The sequence below is a fragment of the Serratia sp. NFX21 genome (assembly GCF_048517035.1).
Taxonomy (GTDB): Bacteria; Pseudomonadota; Gammaproteobacteria; order Enterobacterales; family Enterobacteriaceae; genus Serratia; species Serratia quinivorans.
The window spans coordinates 90,903-112,082 of sequence record NZ_CP183196.1 but is presented as its reverse complement, the minus strand read 5'-3'; the positions used below and the strand labels follow the sequence as shown (position 1 = coordinate 112,082).

At 56.2% G+C, this 21,180-nt stretch carries 17 protein-coding genes; 4 read left to right on the top strand and 13 right to left on the bottom strand.

What is annotated here, in order from left to right; translation table 11 throughout:
* Positions 1 to 341: 341 nt before the first annotated feature.
* The 5 genes from ACNT1W_RS00630 to ACNT1W_RS00610 all read right to left on the bottom strand — a co-directional run bounded on the left by ACNT1W_RS00630 (position 342) and on the right by ACNT1W_RS00610 (position 7,045).
* A complete protein-coding gene (locus ACNT1W_RS00630) occupies positions 342 to 2,675 on the bottom strand; it encodes a Tex family protein (RefSeq protein ID WP_017894300.1) in 2,334 nt (777 codons plus the stop codon).
* A gap of 352 nt (positions 2,676 to 3,027) precedes the next feature.
* A complete protein-coding gene (gene greB, locus ACNT1W_RS00625; RefSeq protein ID WP_115183602.1) occupies positions 3,028 to 3,501 on the bottom strand; it encodes a transcription elongation factor GreB in 474 nt (157 codons plus the stop codon).
* Positions 3,502 to 3,586: 85 nt separating this feature from the next.
* A complete protein-coding gene (locus ACNT1W_RS00620; RefSeq protein ID WP_012147300.1) occupies positions 3,587 to 4,450 on the bottom strand; it encodes a fumarylacetoacetate hydrolase family protein in 864 nt (287 codons plus the stop codon).
* Positions 4,451 to 4,519: 69 nt separating this feature from the next.
* A complete protein-coding gene (locus ACNT1W_RS00615) occupies positions 4,520 to 5,554 on the bottom strand; it encodes a cupin domain-containing protein (RefSeq protein WP_112364257.1) in 1,035 nt (344 codons plus the stop codon).
* Positions 5,555 to 7,045 (bottom strand): aldehyde dehydrogenase family protein, encoded by a 1,491-nt coding sequence (locus ACNT1W_RS00610; RefSeq protein WP_419246280.1) that lies wholly within the window; start codon positions 7,043 to 7,045, stop codon positions 5,555 to 5,557.
* A 113-nt stretch (positions 7,046 to 7,158) separates the two neighbouring features.
* Here ACNT1W_RS00610 and ACNT1W_RS00605 point away from each other — a divergent pair, with 113 nt between their 5' ends.
* The 3 genes from ACNT1W_RS00605 (at position 7,159) to envZ (ending at position 10,530) form a co-directional block, all read left to right on the top strand.
* Positions 7,159 to 8,103: a LysR family transcriptional regulator gene (locus tag ACNT1W_RS00605; protein WP_419246279.1), complete on the top strand. Its 945-nt coding sequence runs from the start codon at positions 7,159 to 7,161 to the stop codon at positions 8,101 to 8,103.
* A gap of 331 nt (positions 8,104 to 8,434) precedes the next feature.
* On the top strand, positions 8,435 to 9,154 hold the full coding sequence (gene ompR, locus ACNT1W_RS00600; protein ID WP_004709363.1) for a two-component system response regulator OmpR: 720 nt from the start codon (positions 8,435 to 8,437) through the stop codon (positions 9,152 to 9,154).
* Entirely contained in the window at positions 9,151 to 10,530 is a 1,380-nt protein-coding gene (gene envZ / locus ACNT1W_RS00595; protein WP_012147296.1) for a two-component system sensor histidine kinase EnvZ, read from the top strand. The genes ompR and envZ overlap by 4 nt, the downstream gene beginning before the upstream one ends.
* Before the next feature lie 16 nt (positions 10,531 to 10,546).
* Here envZ and ACNT1W_RS00590 read toward each other — a convergent pair whose 3' ends face one another.
* The 7 genes from ACNT1W_RS00590 to ACNT1W_RS00560 all read right to left on the bottom strand — a co-directional run bounded on the left by ACNT1W_RS00590 (position 10,547) and on the right by ACNT1W_RS00560 (position 17,447).
* The gene (locus ACNT1W_RS00590) at positions 10,547 to 11,026 is read right to left on the bottom strand and encodes a type II toxin-antitoxin system VapC family toxin (RefSeq protein WP_012147295.1); all 480 of its coding nucleotides are present in this window, start codon (positions 11,024 to 11,026) and stop codon (positions 10,547 to 10,549) included.
* A complete protein-coding gene (locus ACNT1W_RS00585; protein ID WP_012147294.1) occupies positions 11,023 to 11,286 on the bottom strand; it encodes a FitA-like ribbon-helix-helix domain-containing protein in 264 nt (87 codons plus the stop codon). The genes ACNT1W_RS00590 and ACNT1W_RS00585 overlap by 4 nt, the downstream gene beginning before the upstream one ends.
* Positions 11,287 to 11,411: 125 nt before the next feature.
* Positions 11,412 to 13,031, bottom strand: coding sequence for a phosphoenolpyruvate carboxykinase (ATP) (gene pckA, locus ACNT1W_RS00580; RefSeq protein ID WP_012147293.1), 1,620 nt, complete (start codon positions 13,029 to 13,031; stop codon positions 11,412 to 11,414).
* A 196-nt stretch (positions 13,032 to 13,227) separates the two neighbouring features.
* On the bottom strand, positions 13,228 to 14,106 hold the full coding sequence (gene hslO, locus ACNT1W_RS00575; RefSeq protein WP_419246278.1) for an Hsp33 family molecular chaperone HslO: 879 nt from the start codon (positions 14,104 to 14,106) through the stop codon (positions 13,228 to 13,230).
* 25 nt (positions 14,107 to 14,131) lie between these two features.
* Positions 14,132 to 14,539 (bottom strand): ribosome-associated heat shock protein Hsp15, encoded by a 408-nt coding sequence (hslR, locus tag ACNT1W_RS00570; RefSeq protein ID WP_419246277.1) that lies wholly within the window; start codon positions 14,537 to 14,539, stop codon positions 14,132 to 14,134.
* Positions 14,539 to 15,216 (bottom strand): GMP/IMP nucleotidase, encoded by a 678-nt coding sequence (yrfG, locus tag ACNT1W_RS00565; protein ID WP_012147290.1) that lies wholly within the window; start codon positions 15,214 to 15,216, stop codon positions 14,539 to 14,541. The genes hslR and yrfG overlap by 1 nt, the downstream gene beginning before the upstream one ends.
* 98 nt (positions 15,217 to 15,314) lie before the next feature.
* On the bottom strand, positions 15,315 to 17,447 hold the full coding sequence (locus ACNT1W_RS00560; RefSeq protein ID WP_375190583.1) for an intracellular growth attenuator family protein: 2,133 nt from the start codon (positions 17,445 to 17,447) through the stop codon (positions 15,315 to 15,317).
* Between the two features lie 465 nt (positions 17,448 to 17,912).
* Between ACNT1W_RS00560 and nudE the strand changes: the two genes are divergently transcribed.
* On the top strand, positions 17,913 to 18,467 hold the full coding sequence (gene nudE, locus ACNT1W_RS00555) for an ADP compounds hydrolase NudE (RefSeq protein ID WP_012147288.1): 555 nt from the start codon (positions 17,913 to 17,915) through the stop codon (positions 18,465 to 18,467).
* A gap of 51 nt (positions 18,468 to 18,518) precedes the next feature.
* On the opposite strand, the gene mrcA is transcribed toward nudE, so the two are convergent.
* Complete coding sequence (gene mrcA, locus ACNT1W_RS00550; RefSeq protein WP_259191290.1) at positions 18,519 to 21,077, bottom strand: peptidoglycan glycosyltransferase/peptidoglycan DD-transpeptidase MrcA; 2,559 nt, start codon at positions 21,075 to 21,077, stop codon at positions 18,519 to 18,521.
* Positions 21,078 to 21,180 lie beyond the last annotated feature (103 nt).

Here is a 21,180-nt window from a genome sequence, read left to right as displayed (position 1 = left end):
TTTTTTCCAGTTTGAAAAAATTAGCGACAAATTCAATAGTCATAATCCGGCAGCGTTACTATTGGTATTTATTTGGCAACATCTCATCGGCTGAATACGAGCAGTAACTATTTGTGTTTCTCTGAGAAATACCAAAATGAGAACATGATGTTAATAACGGTGTTAATCGATGGCTATGCAGCGCTATTTTCAGGCCTGAAACAGCGGGTCATTATGGTTGTTGGCAAGATTGAAGAAATATGCAGGTTTATTGAGGCGGGTCAAAAAATTGCGGGGATAGTTCGGCAGGAAAGGGCGGAGTGAACTCCGCCCTGCATCCCATAGGCCTGGTCAGGGCCTGATTAAGATTTTTTGCCGAATGCCGCCGCCAGCGCATCACCCATGGCGCTGTTACCCGCCGAGGTATTGTTGTTGCCGCGCGGTTTGGCCTTATTGGCCGGCGCCCGGTTGGCGTTGTCCCTGGCCGGGGCGGCGTTACCGCCGCGGCGTGGTGAACCTTCACCCGGTTGCTCGTCCAGACGCATGCTCAGCGCGATGCGTTTGCGCTGCAGATCCACTTCCATCACCTTCACTTTGACGATGTCACCGGCTTTCACCACGGTGTGCGGATCTTCGACAAACTTGTCCGCCAACGAGGAGATATGCACCAGACCGTCCTGATGCACGCCGATATCCACAAAGGCCCCGAAGTTGGTGACGTTGGTCACCGAGCCTTCCAAAATCATCCCCGGCTGCAGGTCGCTCAGGGTTTCAACGCCCTCGGCGAAGGTGGCGGTTTTGAATTCCGGACGCGGATCGCGGCCCGGTTTCTCCAACTCCTTCAGGATGTCGGTCACCGTTGGCACGCCGAACTTGTCGTCGGTGAAATCGCTGGCCTTCAGGCTGCGTACCGCTGCCGGGTTACCCATCAGATCTTGCAGTGCCTGGCGGGTGGCGGCCAGAATACGTTCGACCACCGGGTAGGTTTCCGGGTGAACGGTCGAGGCGTCCAGCGGGTTGTCGCCGTGGTTGATACGCAGGAAGCCGGCGCACTGCTCAAAGGCTTTTGGCCCCAGGCGGCTGACTTTCAACAGCTGTTCGCGGTTGCTGAAACGGCCATTCTCATCACGCCAGGTAACGATGTTCTGCGCCATCATGCGGGTCAGGCCGGCCACGCGGGTCAGCAGCGGCACCGAAGCGGTGTTCAGATCAACCCCGACGGCGTTTACGCAGTCTTCAACCACCGAATCGAGTTTTTTCGCCAGTTGGCTTTGGCTGACATCGTGCTGGTACTGACCAACACCGATGGATTTCGGATCGATTTTGACCAGTTCGGCCAGCGGATCCTGCAGGCGACGGGCGATGGAGACGGCGCCACGCAGCGAGACGTCGAGATTCGGGAACTCCAGCGCCGCCAGTTCGGAGGCGGAATACACCGAGGCACCGGCTTCGCTGACGATCACTTTCTGCGCTTTGACTTCGCCGAATTGCTGTTGCAAATCAAGATAAAAACGCTCGGTCTCACGCGATGCGGTACCGTTGCCGATGGCGACCAGTTCCACTTTGTGTTTGATGCACAGTGCCGCGACGATGGCCGCGGCTTTGGCGGCCTGGCCGGTGTGCGGGTAGACGGTGTCGGTGGCGACCAGTTTGCCGGTGGCATCCACCACCGCCACTTTGACTCCGGTACGCAAGCCCGGATCCAGCCCCATGGTTGCGCGCATGCCGGCCGGTGCGGCCATCATCAGGTCGTGCATGTTACGGGCGAAGACGTTGATTGCTTCATCTTCCGCACGTTCGCGCAGGGTGCTCATCAGTTCGGTTTCCAGATGCAGCAGCACCTTGATGCGCCAGGTCCAGTTGACCACGGCTTTGCGCCAGGCGTCTGCCGGGGCGTTATTCAGGCGCAGATCGAGATGGCTGATGATGATCTGTTCCGCCTGGCTTTCGCGCGGGGCTTCTTCAAACTGTGGGTCGGCGTTCAGCGCCAGTTGCAGCACGCCTTCGTTGCGGCCACGGAACATGGCCAGCGCACGGTGTGAAGGCACCTGGGCAATAGGTTCGTGGTGATCGAAGTAGTCGCGGAATTTCGCGCCGGCTTCTTCTTTGCCTTCCACCACTTTGGAGACCAGATGCGCGTGCTTCCACAGGTAATTACGAACCTTGGCCAGCAGCGCGGCGTCTTCGGCAAAGCGCTCCATCAGAATGTAACGCGCGCCGTCGAGGGCGGCTTTAACGTCCGCTACGCCCTTGTCGGCATCAACGTAGCCTTCGGCCAGTTGTTCAGGCTGCTGCTGAGGATCTTGCCACAGGGTGTTTGCCAGGGGCTCCAGACCGGCTTCAATCGCGATCTGCCCACGGGTGCGGCGCTTGGGTTTGTACGGCAGGTAGAGATCTTCAAGTTCGGTTTTGCTTTGCGTGGCGGTGATCGCCCCCGCCAGTTGTTCGGTCAGTTTGCCCTGCTCGTCGATTGATTTAAGGATGGTCTGACGGCGGTCTTCCAGTTCACGCAGATAACCCAGGCGGGTTTCCAGCTGGCGCAGTTGGGTATCGTCCAGACCCCCGGTGACTTCCTTACGATAGCGTGCAATAAAGGGCACGGTATTACCTTCATCCAGCAGACGGATGGCGGAGTCAACTTGCTCCGGCCGGGCCTGCAGTTCTGTTGCAATAATGCGGCTCAGTGGGTCATTCATATGTCTGGTATCTGTTGGGAATGGTTAGTAAACAGGGGGACAGTTATACGGATTGCGCGGGGAAAATGCCAGTGAAGCGGGCCGCCTCTCGGTAGCCATGGCGCGCAAAACGGCCTGTACCGCGGCGGCGGGCGGCCGCTCGGAAAAAACTGAAATCTTTTAAGTTTGATTTTAGCCCGAGATACTCGGGCCTAGCGCACCGAGGGGCCATTATGGGACACATCCATGTGTCCCACCCTACGGGCCGACTGGCAGTCGTTCCAATTTGCTCCCGGCAAATTGGTCGGCGGGCAAGCCCGCTACGACCCCTTCGGCACGCTCTCCCTAATAATGGACTGGTTAGTCGCCAGCTCTATTTAACGTACTCGATCTCATTCACATACCACAGCGCATCTCCTGCCGGAGTGTTGACGGTGGCGGCGTCCCCCACTTCTTTTTTCAGCAGGGCGCGGGCCATCGGTGAATCGATGGAGATGTAGTCCCGGCGGCCAAAAATCTCGTCATAGCCGACGATGCGAAAGCGTTTAATCTCACCGTCTTCGTTTTCCACCACCACCCAGGCGCCGAAGAAGACTTTGCCTTCTTGCTGCGGTGAGTGGTCGACGACCTTCAACTGTTCGAGGCATTTGGTCAGGTAACGTACCCGGCGATCGATTTCCCGCAGCCGTTTTTTGTTGTACTGATAGTCGGCATTTTCACTTCTGTCGCCGAGGCTGGCCGCCCAGGTCACTTTTTTAGTGACCTCTGGCCGATCTTCACGCCAGAGGTAGTCCAGCTCTTGTTTCAGTTTGTCGTACCCTTCACGGGTGATAAGCGGTGTTCTCATGCAACCTGTTACCGTGGCAATAGTGGAACCTATAGCGCGAAGTGTACGACAGATACGGGGCCAGAGGCATCGAAAATAGGGCCAGTCAGGGGACGCTGTCGGCGATCGTGACCGACATCGCACCTATGCGCTCGATACTGACCTCGATGCGGTCGCCAGCCTGTATCGCGGAGACCCCAGACGGCGTACCAGTATAAATCACGTCCCCTGGCCACAGGGTAAACATCGCCGAGGCATAGGCGATCAGGCGTTGTACGTTATAAATCAGGTGGCGGGTGTTGGAGTGCTGCCTGAGTTGGCCGTTGACCCGAATGCTGAGATCCAGGGTGTTCGGATCGCCGATTTCGTCAGGGGTGACAATCCACGGGCCGAGTACCGAAAACCCATCGGCCGATTTACGAAAAGAGGGAAACTCCGAGCCGCGCACGGTCATGTCTATGCCGATAGCGTAACCGAACACCGCCTCCAGCGCCTGATCGACGGGCAAGTTCCGGGCACGTTGACCAATGATCACCGCCAGTTCGACCTCTGGATCGGTTCGTCGGCCGGGGATTGGCAGAGGTATGATTTCGTTCGGCCCGCACAATGAGCTGTTGGCCTTGAGAAACAGACCGTATTCGCTGATATCGGTATAGACCTTGCCATGGTTGATTTGCTGGTCGGCATTGGCTTCGGCAATATGATCGCGGTAATTAATTGGCGCAGCGACAATTTTTCCGGGATTGGCCACCGGTGCGTTCAGGCTTACCTGCTCCAGCGGGTAGTTTTCCAGCCGTTCCCAGTTCGCACCCAGCTGTGAGGCAATGTCGGGGAAATGGCTAATCATCCAGTCGACAGGCGGTGTGGGCCAGTGGGCGGGGGGGATGTCGTGAAACATTGGCGTGATGTCGTACACCCGCTGCTGCCGGATGATCCCTATCCGGTCGTGATTGAAGCGGCAGATCTTCATGATATAGGCCCTCTGAAAGCAAAAATGTGATGGTGTTAGCCGCTGAATGGGCCGATTGAGCTGGTGGTATTAGCCCTCAGGCGTGATCTCGTGCCGCCAGATCCCCAGTTTTTCCAGCACCGGCCGATCGGAAAAGCTAAAGCAGACCGTATCGCCGTCAGGTGCCGACAACTGATAGCTGAGCCACGAAGGCAGCGCAAAAATGTCTTTCGGTTTTAGCCGGAAGTGAATCCCGCCGGTTAACCGGACTTCCAGTTCTCCCTCCATCACCACCAGCACCTGGCTGGCATTGCCACGTTGGTAGAGGCTGGTAAAGCCTCTTGGCAGCAGCGTGATGACGGTGCCGAGGGTGGGAATGGCCCAATCGCCGTTGGCCGGATTGATATAACGCAGGCTGATGGCGCTGGCCGGGTCGATCTCGCTATGGCGCTTTAATTGTTCCAGCGCTTCGCGGGTGCGTTGATACGGATAGTTAAATATCGGCGAGGGCTGGCTCTGCCCCGTTGGGCGGTACTCCAGCGGTATCAGGCCGGTACCGTAACGGGCCAGAGCATCGCCCTCAGGGCGTGGCTCCAACGTTTGGCCTGCGGGCAGGCGATCTTGCCGAAACCCGGCCTTGAGAAAGTGCAGCAGCGGGGCATCCAGGCCATCGAGCCAGAATATCGGTTTATCGGTGTCATTTTGGTGCTGGTGCCAACGCCATGAAGGGGTAATGATAAAATCCCCCGGGTGCAGCGTAGTCTTTTCGCCGTCCACCGTGGTGTTGCCGCCTTCGGCTTCCAGAATAAAGCGCAGCGCGGTGGGGGTGTGGCGATGCAATGGGGCAATTTCACCCGGCAGCACCATTTGCATTCCGGCATACAGCGTGTCGGTGATGCGTGACGAGCCCGGTGGCAGCGACGGATTTTCCATGACCAGCACGCGGCGTTCGGCACGTTCGATGTCGATCTTTGAGCCGATATCCAGCAGCGCGTCTTTGACCTCAGCGTAATGCCATTGATAGGGCGTAGCCTGAGGTTCTGGCTGATTGGGGACCAGGCCATGCAGTGACTCCCATAGCGGGAACAGATGTTTCTTTTGCAGTTGCTGAATATCGATGCTCATTTAGTCATTCCTCTGCGGGTCGGTGACCCCCACATTTTGATAGACGTGTTTGTATTCGATAAAGCTGTCCAGCGAGGCGATACCGTTCAAACGCCCCAGGCCGCTCTGCTTGTATCCACCTTCTTCGAACTCATCGTGAATTTGCGCCCAGTCGTTGATCCACACGCTGCCGGCCTGAATTTCCCGCGCTACCCGGTGCGGGCGGTTGGCATCCATCGACCAGATACTGGCGGCCAACCCGTAGTCGTTATGATTGGCGGAGGCGATCGCTTGCGCTTCGTCGTCAAAGGCCTCCAGCGTGAGCACCGGGCCGAAAACCTCCTGCTGCACAATGTCCATATCGCTGTTGGGCACTTCCAGCAGGGTCGGCCGGTAGAACGCGCCTTTGGCCAGGGGGCCTTCCACTACCGGTCCACCGCGAACCACGGCCTTGGCCCCCTGGGCCAGCGCGGCAGTGACCATGGCATCGACCCGCAGGACGCTTTGTTGGTCGATCAACGGCCCCAACTCAACGCCCGCCTCCAGCGATGGCCCGATTTTTACCGCCTCCAGCAAGGCGGCCATGCGGGCTTTAACCTGCGGATAGATAGCGCGCTGCACCAGTAAACGGCTGCCGGTAACACAGAATTGACCGCTGAAGGTGGTGAGTGAACGCACGATCATCGGCAAGGCGCGATCCAGGTCGGCGTCTTCGAACAGCAGGTGCGGCGTTTTCCCACCTAATTCCAGCGAGATGCGTTTGACCCGCTGCATGGCGTTGGCCGCCAATGTGCGTCCGGTGCGGGTGCTGCCGGTAAAACTGATGCCCGGGACTGACGGGCTGCTGACCAGCAACATGGCACCTTCGCTGCCGCTTTCGGTGAACAGGTTCACCACCCCCTGCGGCAGGCTGTCGACTTCGGCCAGAATGCGGGCGAATGCCGCGTTAACCTGAGCGGTCTGAGCCGGAAGTTTGATGACGACGGTATTGCCCGCGGCCAACGCCGGGGCCAGCGATCTGATGGTAAGAATGGCCGGTGAATTCCACGGAGTGATCACCCCGACCACGCCCAGCGGCTCGTACAGCACCCGGGATAAGGCGCCGGGCTGGATCTCCATGGCACGCCCGTAAGTGGTCAGGGCCAGTGCGGCGGCATAGCGCAGTTTGCTGGGAATGAACTGAACCTCAAAGCGGGCTTCACTCAGCGGTTTACCGTTGTCCTGCGCCAGGATCCGGGCCAGGGTTTCTGCATGCTGCTCAAATCGATCGGCCATTTGATTCAGGCAGCGGGCCCGCAACTGTCGGTCGCGGCTCCATGCCGGCACAAATGCGCGTTGGGCGGCGGCAATCGCCATCGCGGCTTCCTCGGTGCCGCCGTCGGCAAATTCTCCCAGTTCGGAGCCATCCGCCGGGCTGATACTGATGCCTTGTTTGGTCGAGTCCTGCCATTGGCCATCGATCCAGTGCAGTGCTTTTGGCCTGGCTGAGTGGGTCTGGTCACCTGTCTGCATAACCGCTCCTGTGATGCATTTTTGTTAATGAAATGAAAATTCTTATGTACTGAGAGAATATCTGCTGCCTACAATCAATCAATCGAATGTGATTTATTGGGCGAATAAGAAAAATGAATTTGAAGAACGTCGATTTGAATTTATTGGTGGTGTTTGACGCTATCTTTCGCCAGCGTAGCGTCGGCCTGGCGGGGCAGATGCTGGGTATCAGCCAGCCGGCAGTGAGCCATGCGCTGGCTCGCCTGCGTCAACTGTTTGACGACCCGATGTTTGTGCGGATTAATAACGAAATGCGCCCGACTGACCGGGCCAGTGAACTGATGCCCTCCGTCGAGCGGGTGCTGTCGATGATCCGCGACGATGTTTTGCAACCGGTGGGGTTTGATCCTGCGGCTAACCGCAGAACGCTAACGCTCTGTATGCCGGACATCGGAGAGCAGTATTTTTTACCTCCTCTGATTAACCATCTGGCCCAGGTGGCCCCGGGGATGGCGGTGGTCAGCCATGAGCTGGCTCCGGCGCAATTGGAAGAGGCGCTGGAAAGCGGACGGGTCGATCTGGCTATCGGCTATTTTCCCGACCTGCGTCGCGCCGTTTTTTATCAGCAGCGGTTATTTTACAGTGGATTCTGCTGTGCGGTGCGCCAGGGCCATCCGCAGATTGGCAAAACGCTGTCATTGCCGCAGTTCTTGCAGGCAGAGCACGTCACTGCCCGTTTGCGCATCCGCAGCCAGGAAATTGCCGAACAGGCGATGAGGGAACAGGGGATTGTGCGCAACGTCAAACTGCAGACCAGCCACTTTCTGAGCCTGACCCAGATCATTGCCCAAACGGACCTGCTCGCCACGGTGACCTATGAGGCGGCACAGTTACTGCAGGCTGCGGGCAAGGTGAATATTTATCCGGTGCCTTTCCCAATACCTCAGTTCCCGGTGATGCAGTATTGGCATGAGCGCGCTCATCATGACCGTGGCAATCAATGGCTGCGGGGCGAAATACGAGGGTTATTCCAACGCGATGACGACAATAGTGCCGATGAATGCACGGCAGAACATTAGGTGCATTGTCACTGGCGGCTTAGACTGAGGCTACACTCGCCGGAATCAGGGCTAATCAGGTTATAAATACGTTATTAATTTGAGGGCCAGTCCCCAGCAGTCCACGGTGATGATGTCATTCTTCCGGGAGGGCTGAGTGAGCTTTTTACCGCGAAACGAGACAATAATGTGCGGATTAATTAGTCTGCGGAATGAAAGATATTGATAACTCGGTAAAAGAATAAGCTTTGTAACAATTTAGTCTAGAATATATACCAATAATCGCTGTCCGAATTGCCATGGTTTTTTAACAATATTCACGTCAGGCAATAAAGCCTTTGGGAGTACTACAATGCAAGAGAATCATAAGATTCTGGTCGTCGATGATGACATGCGCCTGCGCGCGCTTTTAGAGCGTTATTTAACCGAACAGGGTTTTCAGGTTCGCAGCGTAGCCAACGCTGAGCAAATGGATCGCTTGCTGACACGTGAATCCTTCCACCTGATGGTGCTGGACCTGATGTTGCCGGGCGAAGACGGGCTTTCTATCTGCCGCCGTCTGCGCAGCCAAAGCAACCCTATGCCGATCATTATGGTGACCGCCAAAGGTGAAGAAGTCGACCGTATCGTCGGTCTGGAAATCGGCGCTGACGATTACATCCCAAAACCGTTCAACCCGCGTGAACTGCTGGCCCGTATCCGTGCGGTATTGCGTCGTCAGGCTAATGAACTGCCGGGCGCGCCTTCGCAAGAAGAAGCGGTGATTGCCTTTGGCAAATTCAAACTGAACCTGGGTACCCGCGAAATGTTCCGTGAAGACGAGCCTATGCCGTTGACCAGCGGCGAGTTCGCGGTACTGAAGGCGTTAGTGAGCCATCCGCGTGAACCGCTGTCGCGTGACAAGTTGATGAACCTGGCCCGCGGCCGTGAATACAGCGCCATGGAACGCTCCATCGACGTGCAGATTTCTCGTTTGCGTCGTATGGTTGAGGAAGATCCTGCGCATCCACGTTATATCCAGACCGTTTGGGGTCTTGGCTACGTCTTCGTCCCGGACGGCAGCAAGGCATGAGACGATTACGCTTTTCACCGCGTAGCTCGTTTGCCCGAACCCTGCTATTGATCGTCACCTTGCTGTTCGTCAGCCTGGTGACGACCTATCTGGTGGTGCTGAACTTCGCCATCCTGCCCAGTTTGCAGCAGTTCAACAAGGTATTGGCCTACGAAGTTCGTATGCTGATGACCGATAAGCTGCAGCTGGAGGATGGGACCTTACTGGAGGTGCCGCCGGCGTTCCGTCGTGAAATCTATCGCGAACTGGGGATTTCTCTCTACACCAACTCGGCGGCGGAGGAGAGCGGTCTGCGCTGGGCGCAGCACTATCAATTCCTCAGCCAGCAAATGGCTCAGCAGCTCGGTGGGCCAACCGACGTCCGGGTAGAAGTGAACAAAAACTCACCGGTGGTGTGGCTGAAGACCTGGCTGCAGCCGGATATCTGGGTGCGCGTTCCGCTGACTGAGATTCACCAGGGCGATTTCTCGCCGCTGTTCCGTTATACCCTGGCAATTATGCTGTTGGCGATAGGCGGTGCCTGGCTGTTTATTCGTATCCAAAACCGCCCGCTGGTGGAGCTGGAGCATGCGGCTCTGCAGGTCGGCAAGGGTATTATTCCGCCGCCGTTGCGTGAGTATGGCGCATCTGAAGTACGTTCGGTAACGCGGGCCTTTAATCAGATGGCATCGGGCGTTAAGCAACTGGCGGATGACCGCACGCTGCTGATGGCCGGCGTCAGCCACGACCTGCGCACACCGCTGACGCGCATCCGTCTGGCAACCGAGATGATGAGTGCCGAAGACGGCTATCTGGCGGAGTCGATCAATAAAGACATTGAAGAGTGCAATGCCATCATTGAGCAGTTTATTGACTATCTGCGCACCGGCCAGGAGATGCAGACCGAGTTAAGCGATCTGAATGGCATTCTGGGTGAAGTGGTTGCGGCCGAGAGTGGCTATGAGCGGGTTATCGAAACTGCCATGGCACCGGGTGAACTGATGATGAATGTGCATCCGCTGTCGATCAAGCGTGCGGCGGCGAATATGGTGGTGAATGCGGCACGTTACGGCAACGGCTGGATCAAAGTCAGTAGTGGCCGTGAGCTGCAGCGCGGCTGGTTCCAGGTGGAAGACGACGGCCCGGGCATTAAACCGGAAGAGTTGAAACATCTGCTGCAGCCGTTTGTCCGTGGCGACAGCGCACGCAGCACCAGCGGAACCGGGCTTGGCCTGGCTATCGTACAGCGTATTATTGATGGTCATCACGGCGCTTTGGATATTGGCACCAGCGAACGCGGCGGGTTGTTGATCAGGGCTTATATTCCGTTGCCGATGGAAAAGAAAGAGTCGGCCAACGGGCATCAGGCAGTGAAAGACAGCGCCAAACTCCCCTGACAGCGAAGCTGCCCTGTCAGGGTTTTCTGCTCATGACGTAATATTCCGCCGCTTCTTCATGCAGACGCCGACCGGTGCTGGCTTGCCAGGGGTCGATTAATTCAATTCCGCAATGGATAAAGTCTTTGGTATTACGCGTGGCCAGGGCAGCACCGTAATGCAGGCAGGTGGCGGCGATTTGGGTGTCTGGGAAACTGACGCCGATGCCTTGGCGGCGGTTGGCACCCATTAACTCCGCATGCTGCAGAGCGCAGCCAGTGTCAAAGGGTAAAACCCTGTCCAGAAACTCTTCCTGCAGCATTACGCCGAGATTGGACTGTAACTCAAACTGCTTTTTGCCATGGGGCATGCAGGCTATGCCAGTATATAGCTCCGCTATCACGACAGCGCTCAGATAGAATTGATACGTATCTTGTTGATCCAGCCACCTTAAAACATGGTAATGAGGTGCCGGGCGCAGTAACTCTGAAATTACATTGGTATCGAGAATAATCATACCTGGTCATCATCGTCATCAAAGGTGACAATGCGCGCTGGTGTTTTATCACGCGGTGGGATTTCCAGTTCAACGCCACCCAACTCGGCAAAGTGTTGATGTATGCGAGTACCTAAACCATAGCGTGGCGTTTTTTTCACTAATGCCTGTTTCAAAATCATACGAGCTTCCTCCTCCATGGAATGGCCATTTTTCGCTGCCGAAACGCGCAGCAACTCTTTTACTTCGTCGTCCAGATTCCTGACGGTTATGGTAGCCATTGAAACCTCCTTTGCTATCAATGATTGCAGTGCTTATTATCCCTTTGTGTTGATTAAATAACAACCGATAAAAATAAAAAAAGGCGTGGGATCCACGCCTTAGATGAAGCTGTAAAAAGAAGGTTTTACAGTTTTGGACCGGCGCTGACCAGCGCGGCACCTGCCGGGGTATCGGTGTATTTGTCAAAGTTGGTGACAAAACGCTCGGCCAGATCCTGTGCCTTCTCTTGCCATTGCTCAAGGCTGGCGTAAGTGGCACGTGGATCCAGGATATCCGGGTTAACGCCCGGCAGTGAGGTTGGCATCGCCAGGTCGAAGATAGGCAGAGTAATGGTTTCTGCCTTATCGATTTCACCGCTGAGGATCGCGTCGATAATGCCGCGGGTATCCTTGATCGAGATACGTTTGCCGGTGCCGTTCCAGCCGGTGTTCACCAGATAGGCCTGCGCGCCGGCGGCCTGCATGCGTTTCACCAGCACTTCGGCGTACTGCGTTGGGTGCAGCGACAGGAAGGCTGCGCCGAAGCAGGCGGAGAAGGTTGGGGTCGGCTCGGTCACGCCGCGCTCGGTACCGGCCAGCTTGGCGGTAAAGCCAGACAGGAAGTGGTACTGGGTCTGGTTAGCGGTCAGGCGAGATACCGGCGGCAGTACGCCGAAGGCGTCTGCGGTCAGGAAGATCACCTTGGTGGCATGACCCGCTTTGGAAACCGGCTTCACGATATTCTGGATGTGATAGATCGGATAGGAAACGCGGGTATTCTCGGTTTTCGAACCATCATTGAAATCTATGGTGCCGTCAGCCAGAACGACGACGTTTTCCAGCAGCGCATCGCGTTTGATGGCGTGATAGATATCCGGCTCGGCTTCTTCAGACAGCTTGATGGTTTTGGCGTAGCAGCCGCCTTCGAAGTTAAACACGCCGTCATCATCCCAACCGTGCTCGTCATCGCCAATCAGTTGGCGTTTCGGATCGGTGGACAGGGTGGTTTTGCCGGTGCCGGACAGGCCGAAGAATACCGCCACGTCGCCTTTCTCGCCTACGTTGGCCGAGCAGTGCATTGAGGCGATGCCTTTCAGCGGCAACAGGTAGTTCATGATGGAGAACATACCCTTTTTCATTTCGCCGCCGTACCAGGTGCCGCCAATCAGTTGCATGCGCTCGGTCAGGTTGAAGGCGACAAAGTTTTCCGAGTTCAGGCCCTGTTGCTGCCAGTTCGGGTTAGTGCATTTGGCGCCGTTCATGACCACGAAGTCCGGCTCGAAATCCTGCAGCTCTTCATCCGTCGGACGGATGAACATGTTCTTAACAAAGTGCGCCTGCCAGGCTACCTCGGTAATAAAGCGAACTTTCAGACGGGAGTCGGCGTTGGCGCCGCAGAAGGTATCCATCACAAACAGACGTTTGCCGGAGAGTTGTGTGGTGACCAGCTGTTTCAGGTCTGCCCAGGTTTCCGGGCTGAGGGGTTTGTTGTCGTTTTTACCTTTACCCTGATCGGCCCACCACACGGTGTCGCGGGTGATGTCGTCACGGACGATGTACTTATCTTTCGGGGAACGGCCGGTAAAAATACCGGTGTCGACGGATACAGCACCCAGTTTGGTTACCACCCCACGCTCAAAACCTTCCAGAGATGGGTCTGTTTCTTCCTTGAACAGCAAGTCATAACTCGGGTTGTGAACGATTTCGCCGACGTTATGAATCCCATAAGCGGCCAGATCCTGAGGGGTTATACCTTTAACACGCATGTCACTACTCCTTGGTCACAGAATTTCTGGCGCCAATTGTAGGGATTCAGCAGCGAGTAACCGCGATAGGTATCAAATATTTAACGTTTTAGTCGGTTTTTCGTTACGTTATGAGAGATAGCACACGGAAAAAAGCAAACGTGCAAACGAAGAAAACCGGCAGGCGCAGGGCACGCCCGCCGATATAAGGTGCTACTTAGTGCAACTGCTCGCTTTCACCGGTGTTACCGGTGTACAGCGCGGCTACGTCCATGGCATCGAAGACATAGTGATTGCCGCAATAATCGCAGTGCATATCAATATTGCCGTCCTGCTCCAGCATTTGAGCCACTTCTTCCGCCGGCAGCGTGATCAGCGCATCGGCGCAACGCTGGCGTGAACAGGTGCAACGGAAGACAACGTCCTGCGGTTCATACAGGGTGACTTCTTCCTGATGATACAGGCGATACAGCACTTCGTTGGCCGGCAGGCCGAACAGCTCTTCGCTTTTCACCGTGTTGGTCAGTTGCACCAGATGATCGAAATCATCGGCGTTACCGTCCTGCGCCGGCAGGGCCTGCAGCAGCATGCCACCCGCGGCCGGTTGACCTTCAGACTCACCGGTACGGATGAACAGGCGGGTAGGCAACTGCTCTGACTGACGGAAGTAAGCCTCGAGGCACTCGGCCAGCGTTTCCCCTTCCAGCGCCACTACGCCCTGATAGCGTTCGCCCTCGGTGGGGGCGATGGTGATCACCATGACGCCATTGCCGATCATCTGGTGCAGCGTGCTGTCATCAGCAATTTCGCTCTGTACGCGTGCTACGCCACGCATTTCCTGGCGGTTGTTACCGTTAATCACCGCCAGCTTCAGCGGACCGTCGCCTTGTAACTGCACGGTGATGTCGCCGTCAAACTTCAACGTTGCGGTCAGCAGGCTGGTGGCAACCAGCAGTTCACCCAGCAGTTTTTTGACTGGTGCCGGATAGTCGTGGTTGTTCAGAACCTGCTGATAGGTTTCGCTGACGGTAACCAGCTCACCGCGCACCGCGTAGTTTTCAAACAGGTAACGGTGCAATTGGTCATGGTTAGACATAGTTTTCTCTCATTGCGGTGAGGGGTTATTCCTGCTCACCAAATTTAAATTTAATCAGGTCGCGCCGCTCTTTCTTGTCCGGACGGCGGTCCGGATGCGGCATGGTCAGCGCATTCATTTTGCGCGCGAGCGCCACTTTCTCTCGGTTGACGATGCTGGCCTCGGTTTCCTGATACATTTGCTGCGCCTCGTCGGCGCCGCGCCGTTGGCTGGTCAAAGCCAGCACGATCACCGTGCGTTCTTCATTTCCCTGACGCAGTTTGATCTCGGCGTTAAGCTCGACAATCTTGCTCGGTTTGCCGCGCTGTCCGTTGTAGTGCACCTTGCCGCCGTCGATCATCTCCCGTGCCAGTGCGCGGGTCTTATAGAAACGTGCCGCCCATAGCCACTTGTCCAGCCGGACGGCTTCGTCGCCTGCTGCTTTTCCTTTCATCAATTCCCCCTGGCCAGCGCCGGTATCAACAGGCGGTAATCGCGCATCGATGGGTAATGCTGGAAGGTTTTCTCCGCCATGCTGGAATCCGGGTTTTGCACGCCCAGGCAGTAGCGAATACCGAAGGTACGGGCGGCATCCAGTATCGGTTCGCCGTCGTCGACAAACAGCGTACGCTGCGGATCAAAACCGGTGTGTTGCTGCACTGCCTGCCACAAACGCTGATCTTCTTTCGGATAACCAAATGTGTGGGTGGAAAGTAATAAATCAAGGTGCCGATCCAAACCGGTATGCTCAATTTTTACCGCCAGGCTGTGCGGATGGGCGTTGGTCAACAAAATCGTCTGGTGGCCCGCCGCACGTAGTGCTTGTAAAAACGGCTCGGTATCCTCACGCAGACGAGCACGGTTGCCTACCTCGCTGGTCATGCGGTAAATATCCATATCCAGCCGTTCGCTCCAGTAATCGAAGCAGTACCAGTTCATGGTGTGCTGTACGGCCAGATATTCCTGATGAATAATTTTACGCGCTTCATCGAAGGGAATAGCCCGCTGCTCGCTCAGGGCCTGTGGTACCAGGCTGAGCCAAAAGTGGCTGTCGAACTCCAGATCGAGCAGGGTACCGTCCATATCCAGCAGCACGGTATCAATCTCACTCCAGTCAAACTCGGGAACCATGAAAACTCCATAGGCGAACCTTCGGCGGTCCGCAGGATAAGGGGAATAGCGTTAGCGTAGCATAAGCTGATGACAGGGCGCAGGCCGGGGCTAGTGGCTCAGGGCATCGGCCGCAATGACATCGGGGCGAGCTGCGGGTTAAAGCAGCTTTCGTAGTAGCGCTGGATATCGGCGATGCGGTGCTGATTGATGCGACGGCGCTGCACCAGTTTCCAGCTGTTGTAGCCCAGCACGACGGCGACGCTCAGCAGCAGCAGGCTGGTGCCGAGATAGCGCCACAGGGTGATGATATCTGGTTCGCTGTGCAGTGCAATATGACGGGTACCGTTGGCATCGACGCTGATATTGGTGATCACGCCCTGCGCCTCGAACGGCGTATGCAGCAGCATGCCGGCAAGGCGTTGTAGCTCATTCCACTGGTCAAGTGCGTTGTATTCGTTTAGCGGCACCGTCGGCTGCGGATGATTCACCAGCTGTTTGCCTTCATCACTGGTGATCAGGAACCCCCCCGGTGGCGGGCTGTTGAGCGCGGCGGCGGCCTGCCTGGTTTCGCTGTAGACGAAGGATGATGCGGCCACTTTGGTCAGGCTCTCCAGCGATTCGGCGCTCACCGGGCGCAGCAACACGTTCACCCCTTGCAGCGAGCCTGATTTGGCACGTTTCACCAGGGTGCCCCAATTTTTGACGTTGCCCAGATTGACCAGTGCGTTCTTCAGCCGGACGCAGTCATTATCCGCTTGGCACAGATCCTGCGTTTTCAGCACGATATCGGAAAAATCATCCAGCAGGATCATGCCGGATTTTTCGATTGCGCTGGCCAACTGTGGGTTGAGCTTTTGGTCGGAGCCGTCAGGGTGCAACTGGGTGTTGACCGTCGCCAGCAGGGCTGAGGCCTTGTCGATCACTTCCGACTCCGGCTGCGGCAGAGGCGCCGCGTTGTTCCAGTAAATTCCGGAACAGTCGAACGGCATAAAGCTGGCGGAGCGCGTGCCACTGGTTAACGGTGGTACGTAGCACATGCCCGTGCCCTGGGCTTTCAGGGTATCCCCGATGCGTAACGTTGCGCCTTCCAGTGCCTGTACGTTGGTCACTTCAATTTTTTGCGCGCCCTGTAGCCAGGCCATGCTCAGCTTGAGCGGCAGGCTGAGCGGGATATAGGTCAGCAACAGCAGCAGTACCAAAAGTGAACTGGCCATGAGAACCGCGTTCCTGCCCCATTGCTGCAGCGGGAAGTTTTTCACCTCATCATGCAGCGAAAGGTAGCGACCCTGGCGCAGCACCTGGCGGTTAAGGTAGATATCCACGTCGGTGGTTTTACCCAGATCCTGAGCGATGTATGGCTGCCAGTGCGGCGGATAAATCAGGTCAATGATGCCGAGTGAAATATTGCTGATTTGCCCCTGGTTGGATTCGCCAAACAGCCCCCAGCGCTTGGGGGTACCCCGCAGGCAGTGCACTTCTTTTAGTTCGCGTGTGGCAGGGCGGCGGAACAGGTTCCAGCAGCCCCAGGCGATCATCAACACGGCGACGACAATCATCCAGGGGATCACCACGACCGGGCTTATCAGGCTGAAGAACAGCAGCAGCAGAGCCGCCGAGATAATGGCGGCCTCTTTGATACCGTTCGGGCGATTGAGTGCGTGTTCTTCCGGGCTTTCCTTGCGGATGTTCAGCAGTTCGACATGCTCGCTCTCTTCCTTGCGGATAGAGGCGTTTTGGCTCGGGGTCGCCTTCACCACTGGCGGCAGCGGCCGATCGTGAATATGGTCTTTCAGCGAATGCCCGTTGAGAGAGATCACCAGCGGCAACGTCTGGGTTCTAATCACTTCCACATGGTTATCGGCGCTGATGTACTGCTCCCAGAACGGCGGCAGATGCACCTCTTCGGCGTCCAGATAATAGCGCCATTTATTGGGTTCATCGCTGGCCAGACCGTAGCGGGTAATGGCGTGGGTGACCGGGTAGACGTTGTCGCTTTGCGGCGTCAGCGCCAGTTTGGCAGAAGGCAATGAGTTGCTGCCGGGCAACAGTTTGTTGCTCAGCTTGTTTTGTTGGCCAAGATAGTGCTCAACGGCGGCGCGTTCTTCGCCGGTCAGCTTGCGGTGGGTGGGTTTGATAAAGGGCAGCGTACGCATCAGCAGCGGCTGATTGCGGGCTTTGAACCAAAGATACAGGCCGGCGGCAATCAGGCAGGCAAGCACTAAGGCCAATATCAACACTATTGTGCTCATGCTATCCCCATCCTGTACCCGTGAACCTCACCAACCTGATGAATCCTGGACTATTATACGCAGCCAAATCACCAAGAGACACCCTGATCCGTAACGAGAGAACAGATTCTCTGTCAGGATCTCACTTATTGGTAAAAATATTCGTCTTATTGCCCTTTCTTACCTGTGTGATGATAGCAACCAGGTTGCACTGTCGATATCGGCATTATCTTATTTTAATGCGCTCTTTTTACTGGATGAGAACAGAAAAGCGGCGGGTACTGGCTAGGCTTGTTAAAAAAAAGTAAATTACTGCTTGTGCTCGTTGCGGCAAAGGTTCTCATTAACGCACAATGTGATCAAGATCGGATTTGGTCAGCGTTTGAACGCATGCGGACTACGCGTCACGCCCATCATTATTCTGGTTACCCGCGTTAGCACGCCCGATGCTGTGGCTTGCTAGCGGATAACTCATTTGAGGCAATCATGGATAAACACCTGCAAAAACCCAAAATTCTGAAAGTGGAAACGGTCGCGCGTTCGCGTTTATTTAACGTTGAATCGGTCGATCTGGAGTTCAGTAACGGTGTACGGCGGGTGTATGAGCGGATGCGGCCCTCAGATCGCGAGGCCGTGATGATTGTGCCGGTGATTGGCGACGATTTGCTGCTGATCCGTGAATATGCCGTGGGCACCGAATCTTATGAGCTTGGCTTTCCCAAAGGCTTGATTGATCCGGGTGAAGGCGTGCTGGAAGCGGCTAACCGTGAGCTGATGGAAGAGGTAGGTTTTGGTGCCAGACGCTTTGATTTCCTCAGCAAGCTGACGATGGCCCCGTCGTACTTTTCCAGCAAAATGAATATTGTACTGGCGCACGATCTCTACCCGCAGAGTCTGGAAGGGGATGAGCCGGAGCCCTTGCCGCAGGTGCGTTGGCCAATAGCGGATATGATGGCGTTGCTGGCAGAGCCTGATTTCCGCGAGGCGCGCAACGTGAGTGCGTTGTTCCTCACCGAGGCATTTTTACGCGGTTCCCGCTAAGCGCGACGGTTAAATGAAAAAGGGCCCAGATGAATCTGGGCCCTTTTTTTGTTAGAACAACTCGTGGCTTTCGCCGCCGGGATCCGTCAGCGTAGTGCCGGTATCTCGTGAAGGATAGTCCGTCGGCTGAGTTCCTTCGATAAAGTACTCGGAACGGCTGCCGCCGCCACCGCCGGAAAGCTTACCGCTGCTCTTGTCGATGGTAACGCTGATAATGCCCGGTGGTGGGGTCACCTTCTGCTCTGGAATGCCTTCCAGTGCGGTTTTCATAAAGTCATCCCATGCCGGTTGCGCACTCTTGGCACCGCCTTCACCGCCGGAAACCTGATCCGGGATCGCACCGGATACCGTTGCACGGCCAAGGTCACGGCGGTGGTCATCGAAGCCAATCCATACCGACGTCACGGTATCCGGGCCATAGCCGGAGAACCAGGCGTCTTTTGAGCTGTTGGTGGTACCGGTTTTGCCACCGATATCACGGCGTTTCAGGTCACGACCTGCACGCCAGGCGGTACCCATCCAACCCGGTTCGCCATAGATATTGCTGTTCAGCGCATCGTGCATCAGGAACGCCAGCGGGGTGCTGATAACGTGCGGCGCATACTGCTGATCGCCATCCTGCTGAACCTGAGCGGGGGTCACCTGCTCCAACTGCGGCATTGGCACGTTGCCATTTTTGCCTTCCTGCGACGTCGCGACATTTTCAATGTTGTCTTCGGAAAGCACGGCCGAGCGGTGAGTGTCACCATAAATCACCGGCAGATTACAGCTGTCGCAGACAATCTTCGGCTTGGTTTCGAACACGGTGTTGCCGTTATCGTCTTCAATCTTGGTGATGAAGTACGGATCCACCAGATAACCGCCGTTGGCCAGCACCGCGTAACCGCGTACCAGCTGCATTGGGGTGAACGAAGCCGAGCCCAGTGCCAGTGATTCGGTATGCACGATGTTTTGCGCCGGGAAGCCGAAACGCTGCAGGTATTCCGCTGCGTAGTCGACGCCCATAGCACGCATCGCGCGCACCATCACCACGTTCTTCGATTGTCCCAGCCCCTGACGCAGGCGAATCGGACCATCGTAGGTTGGCGGTGAGTTCTTCGGCCGCCAGTCGGTACCGGCACCTGGATCCCAACGGGTGATCGGCAGGTCATTGAGGATAGTGGCCAGGGTCAGGCCCTTGTCCATCGCTGCGGTATACAGGAAGGGCTTGATATTGGAGCCGACCTGACGCAGCGCCTGAGTCACGCGGTTGAACTTGCTTTGGTTGAAGTCAAACCCGCCGACCAGGGCTTTCACCGCGCCGTCATTCGGGTTGATCGAAACCAGGGCTGAGTTGACGTCCGGCACCTGTGACAGCCACCAGTTTTCACCCACCTTGCGAACCCACACTTGTTGGCCGGCCTGCACCACATCGGTGACGCGTTTCGGCGTTGGGCCTTGCTGAGTGTCGGATCTATAAGGTCGTGCCCAGCGCATGGTGGACATTGGCAGCGCCACATGGCTACCGTCTGCCATCATGGCCGTTGCCTCTTCGGCGCTGGTTGAAATAATCACCGCCGGCGACAATGGGCCGTAGTTCGGCAGATTCTTCAAGGAATCGACGATCTGCTTTTGGTCCCAGGCCGCTTCACCCACTTTCCACAGCACGTTGGACGGGCCGCGGTAGCCGTGGCGCATATCGTACGCCAGCACGTTGTTACGCACTGAGTCCTGCGCCGCCAACTGCAGTTTTTTGGTGACGGTGGTGTAGACCTTGTAGCCGTCGGTATAAGCATTGTCACCGTAACGCTTGATCATCTCCTGACGCACCATCTCGGAGAGATAGGGGGCGGAGAAGCTGATTTCTGGCGCATGGTAATTGGCCACCAACTCTTCACTGCGCGCCTGATCGAACTGCGCCTGAGTGATGTAATGCTCATCCAGCATCCGCGACAGCACCACGTTGCGGCGAGCTACGGCGCGATCGTGGGAGTAGAGCGGATTGAAGGTAGATGGGGCTTTCGGCAAGCCGGCGATGGTCGCCATTTCGCTTAAGCTGAGCTGACTGACGTCTTTACCGAAGTAAACCTGCGCCGCAGCACCCACGCCATAGGCGCGATACCCCAGATAGATTTTGTTCAGATACAGCTCGAGGATTTCGTCTTTGGTCAGCATCTGCTCGATGCGTATTGCCAGGAAGGCTTCCTTGATCTTGCGCATCAGGGTGCGTTCCGGGCTTAAGAAGAAGTTTCTCGCCAACTGCTGGGTAATGGTACTTGCCCCCTGTGACGCATGGCCAGAGACCAGCGCAATAGAGGCAGCACGGAAGATACCGATTGGGTCGACGCCATGATGCTCATAGAAGCGGCTGTCTTCGGTGGCGATAAACGCATGCACCATAACCGGCGGAATTTGGTTCAATTTTAGCGGAATACGGCGTTTCTCACCGTATTGGGCGATCAGCTCGCCATCGGCGCTGTAAACCTGCATCGGTATTTGCAGCCGCACATCTTTCAGCGTTGCGACGTCAGGCAGCTGTGGCTCGACATATTTGTACAAGCCAAAAATCGAGGCTGCCCCCAACACGATGCAACACACTGCAAGGATTAGTAAATACTTTACGAACTTCACCTGAGATTTCCCATTTTCATGTCATTTGGGCAGTTTATAAACAACCGCGCGGTAGTATAAAGGCAAGCCTGCAACATGGATATGTTCTTTTGTTATCTGACGA

Coding starts and splice junctions, on each gene's coding strand:
- ACNT1W_RS00630 (WP_017894300.1), bottom strand. CDS start 2,675: ATGAATGACCCACTGAGCCGCATTATTGCAACAGAACTGCAGGCCCGG.
- greB (WP_115183602.1), bottom strand. CDS start 3,501: ATGAGAACACCGCTTATCACCCGTGAAGGGTACGACAAACTGAAACAA.
- ACNT1W_RS00620 (WP_012147300.1), bottom strand. CDS start 4,450: ATGAAGATCTGCCGCTTCAATCACGACCGGATAGGGATCATCCGGCAG.
- ACNT1W_RS00615 (WP_112364257.1), bottom strand. CDS start 5,554: ATGAGCATCGATATTCAGCAACTGCAAAAGAAACATCTGTTCCCGCTA.
- ACNT1W_RS00610 (WP_419246280.1), bottom strand. CDS start 7,045: ATGCAGACAGGTGACCAGACCCACTCAGCCAGGCCAAAAGCACTGCAC.
- ACNT1W_RS00605 (WP_419246279.1), top strand. CDS start 7,159: ATGAATTTGAAGAACGTCGATTTGAATTTATTGGTGGTGTTTGACGCT.
- ompR (WP_004709363.1), top strand. CDS start 8,435: ATGCAAGAGAATCATAAGATTCTGGTCGTCGATGATGACATGCGCCTG.
- envZ (WP_012147296.1), top strand. CDS start 9,151: ATGAGACGATTACGCTTTTCACCGCGTAGCTCGTTTGCCCGAACCCTG.
- ACNT1W_RS00590 (WP_012147295.1), bottom strand. CDS start 11,026: ATGATTATTCTCGATACCAATGTAATTTCAGAGTTACTGCGCCCGGCA.
- ACNT1W_RS00585 (WP_012147294.1), bottom strand. CDS start 11,286: ATGGCTACCATAACCGTCAGGAATCTGGACGACGAAGTAAAAGAGTTG.
- pckA (WP_012147293.1), bottom strand. CDS start 13,031: ATGCGTGTTAAAGGTATAACCCCTCAGGATCTGGCCGCTTATGGGATT.
- hslO (WP_419246278.1), bottom strand. CDS start 14,106: ATGTCTAACCATGACCAATTGCACCGTTACCTGTTTGAAAACTACGCG.
- hslR (WP_419246277.1), bottom strand. CDS start 14,539: ATGAAAGGAAAAGCAGCAGGCGACGAAGCCGTCCGGCTGGACAAGTGG.
- yrfG (WP_012147290.1), bottom strand. CDS start 15,216: ATGGTTCCCGAGTTTGACTGGAGTGAGATTGATACCGTGCTGCTGGAT.
- ACNT1W_RS00560 (WP_375190583.1), bottom strand. CDS start 17,447: ATGAGCACAATAGTGTTGATATTGGCCTTAGTGCTTGCCTGCCTGATT.
- nudE (WP_012147288.1), top strand. CDS start 17,913: ATGGATAAACACCTGCAAAAACCCAAAATTCTGAAAGTGGAAACGGTC.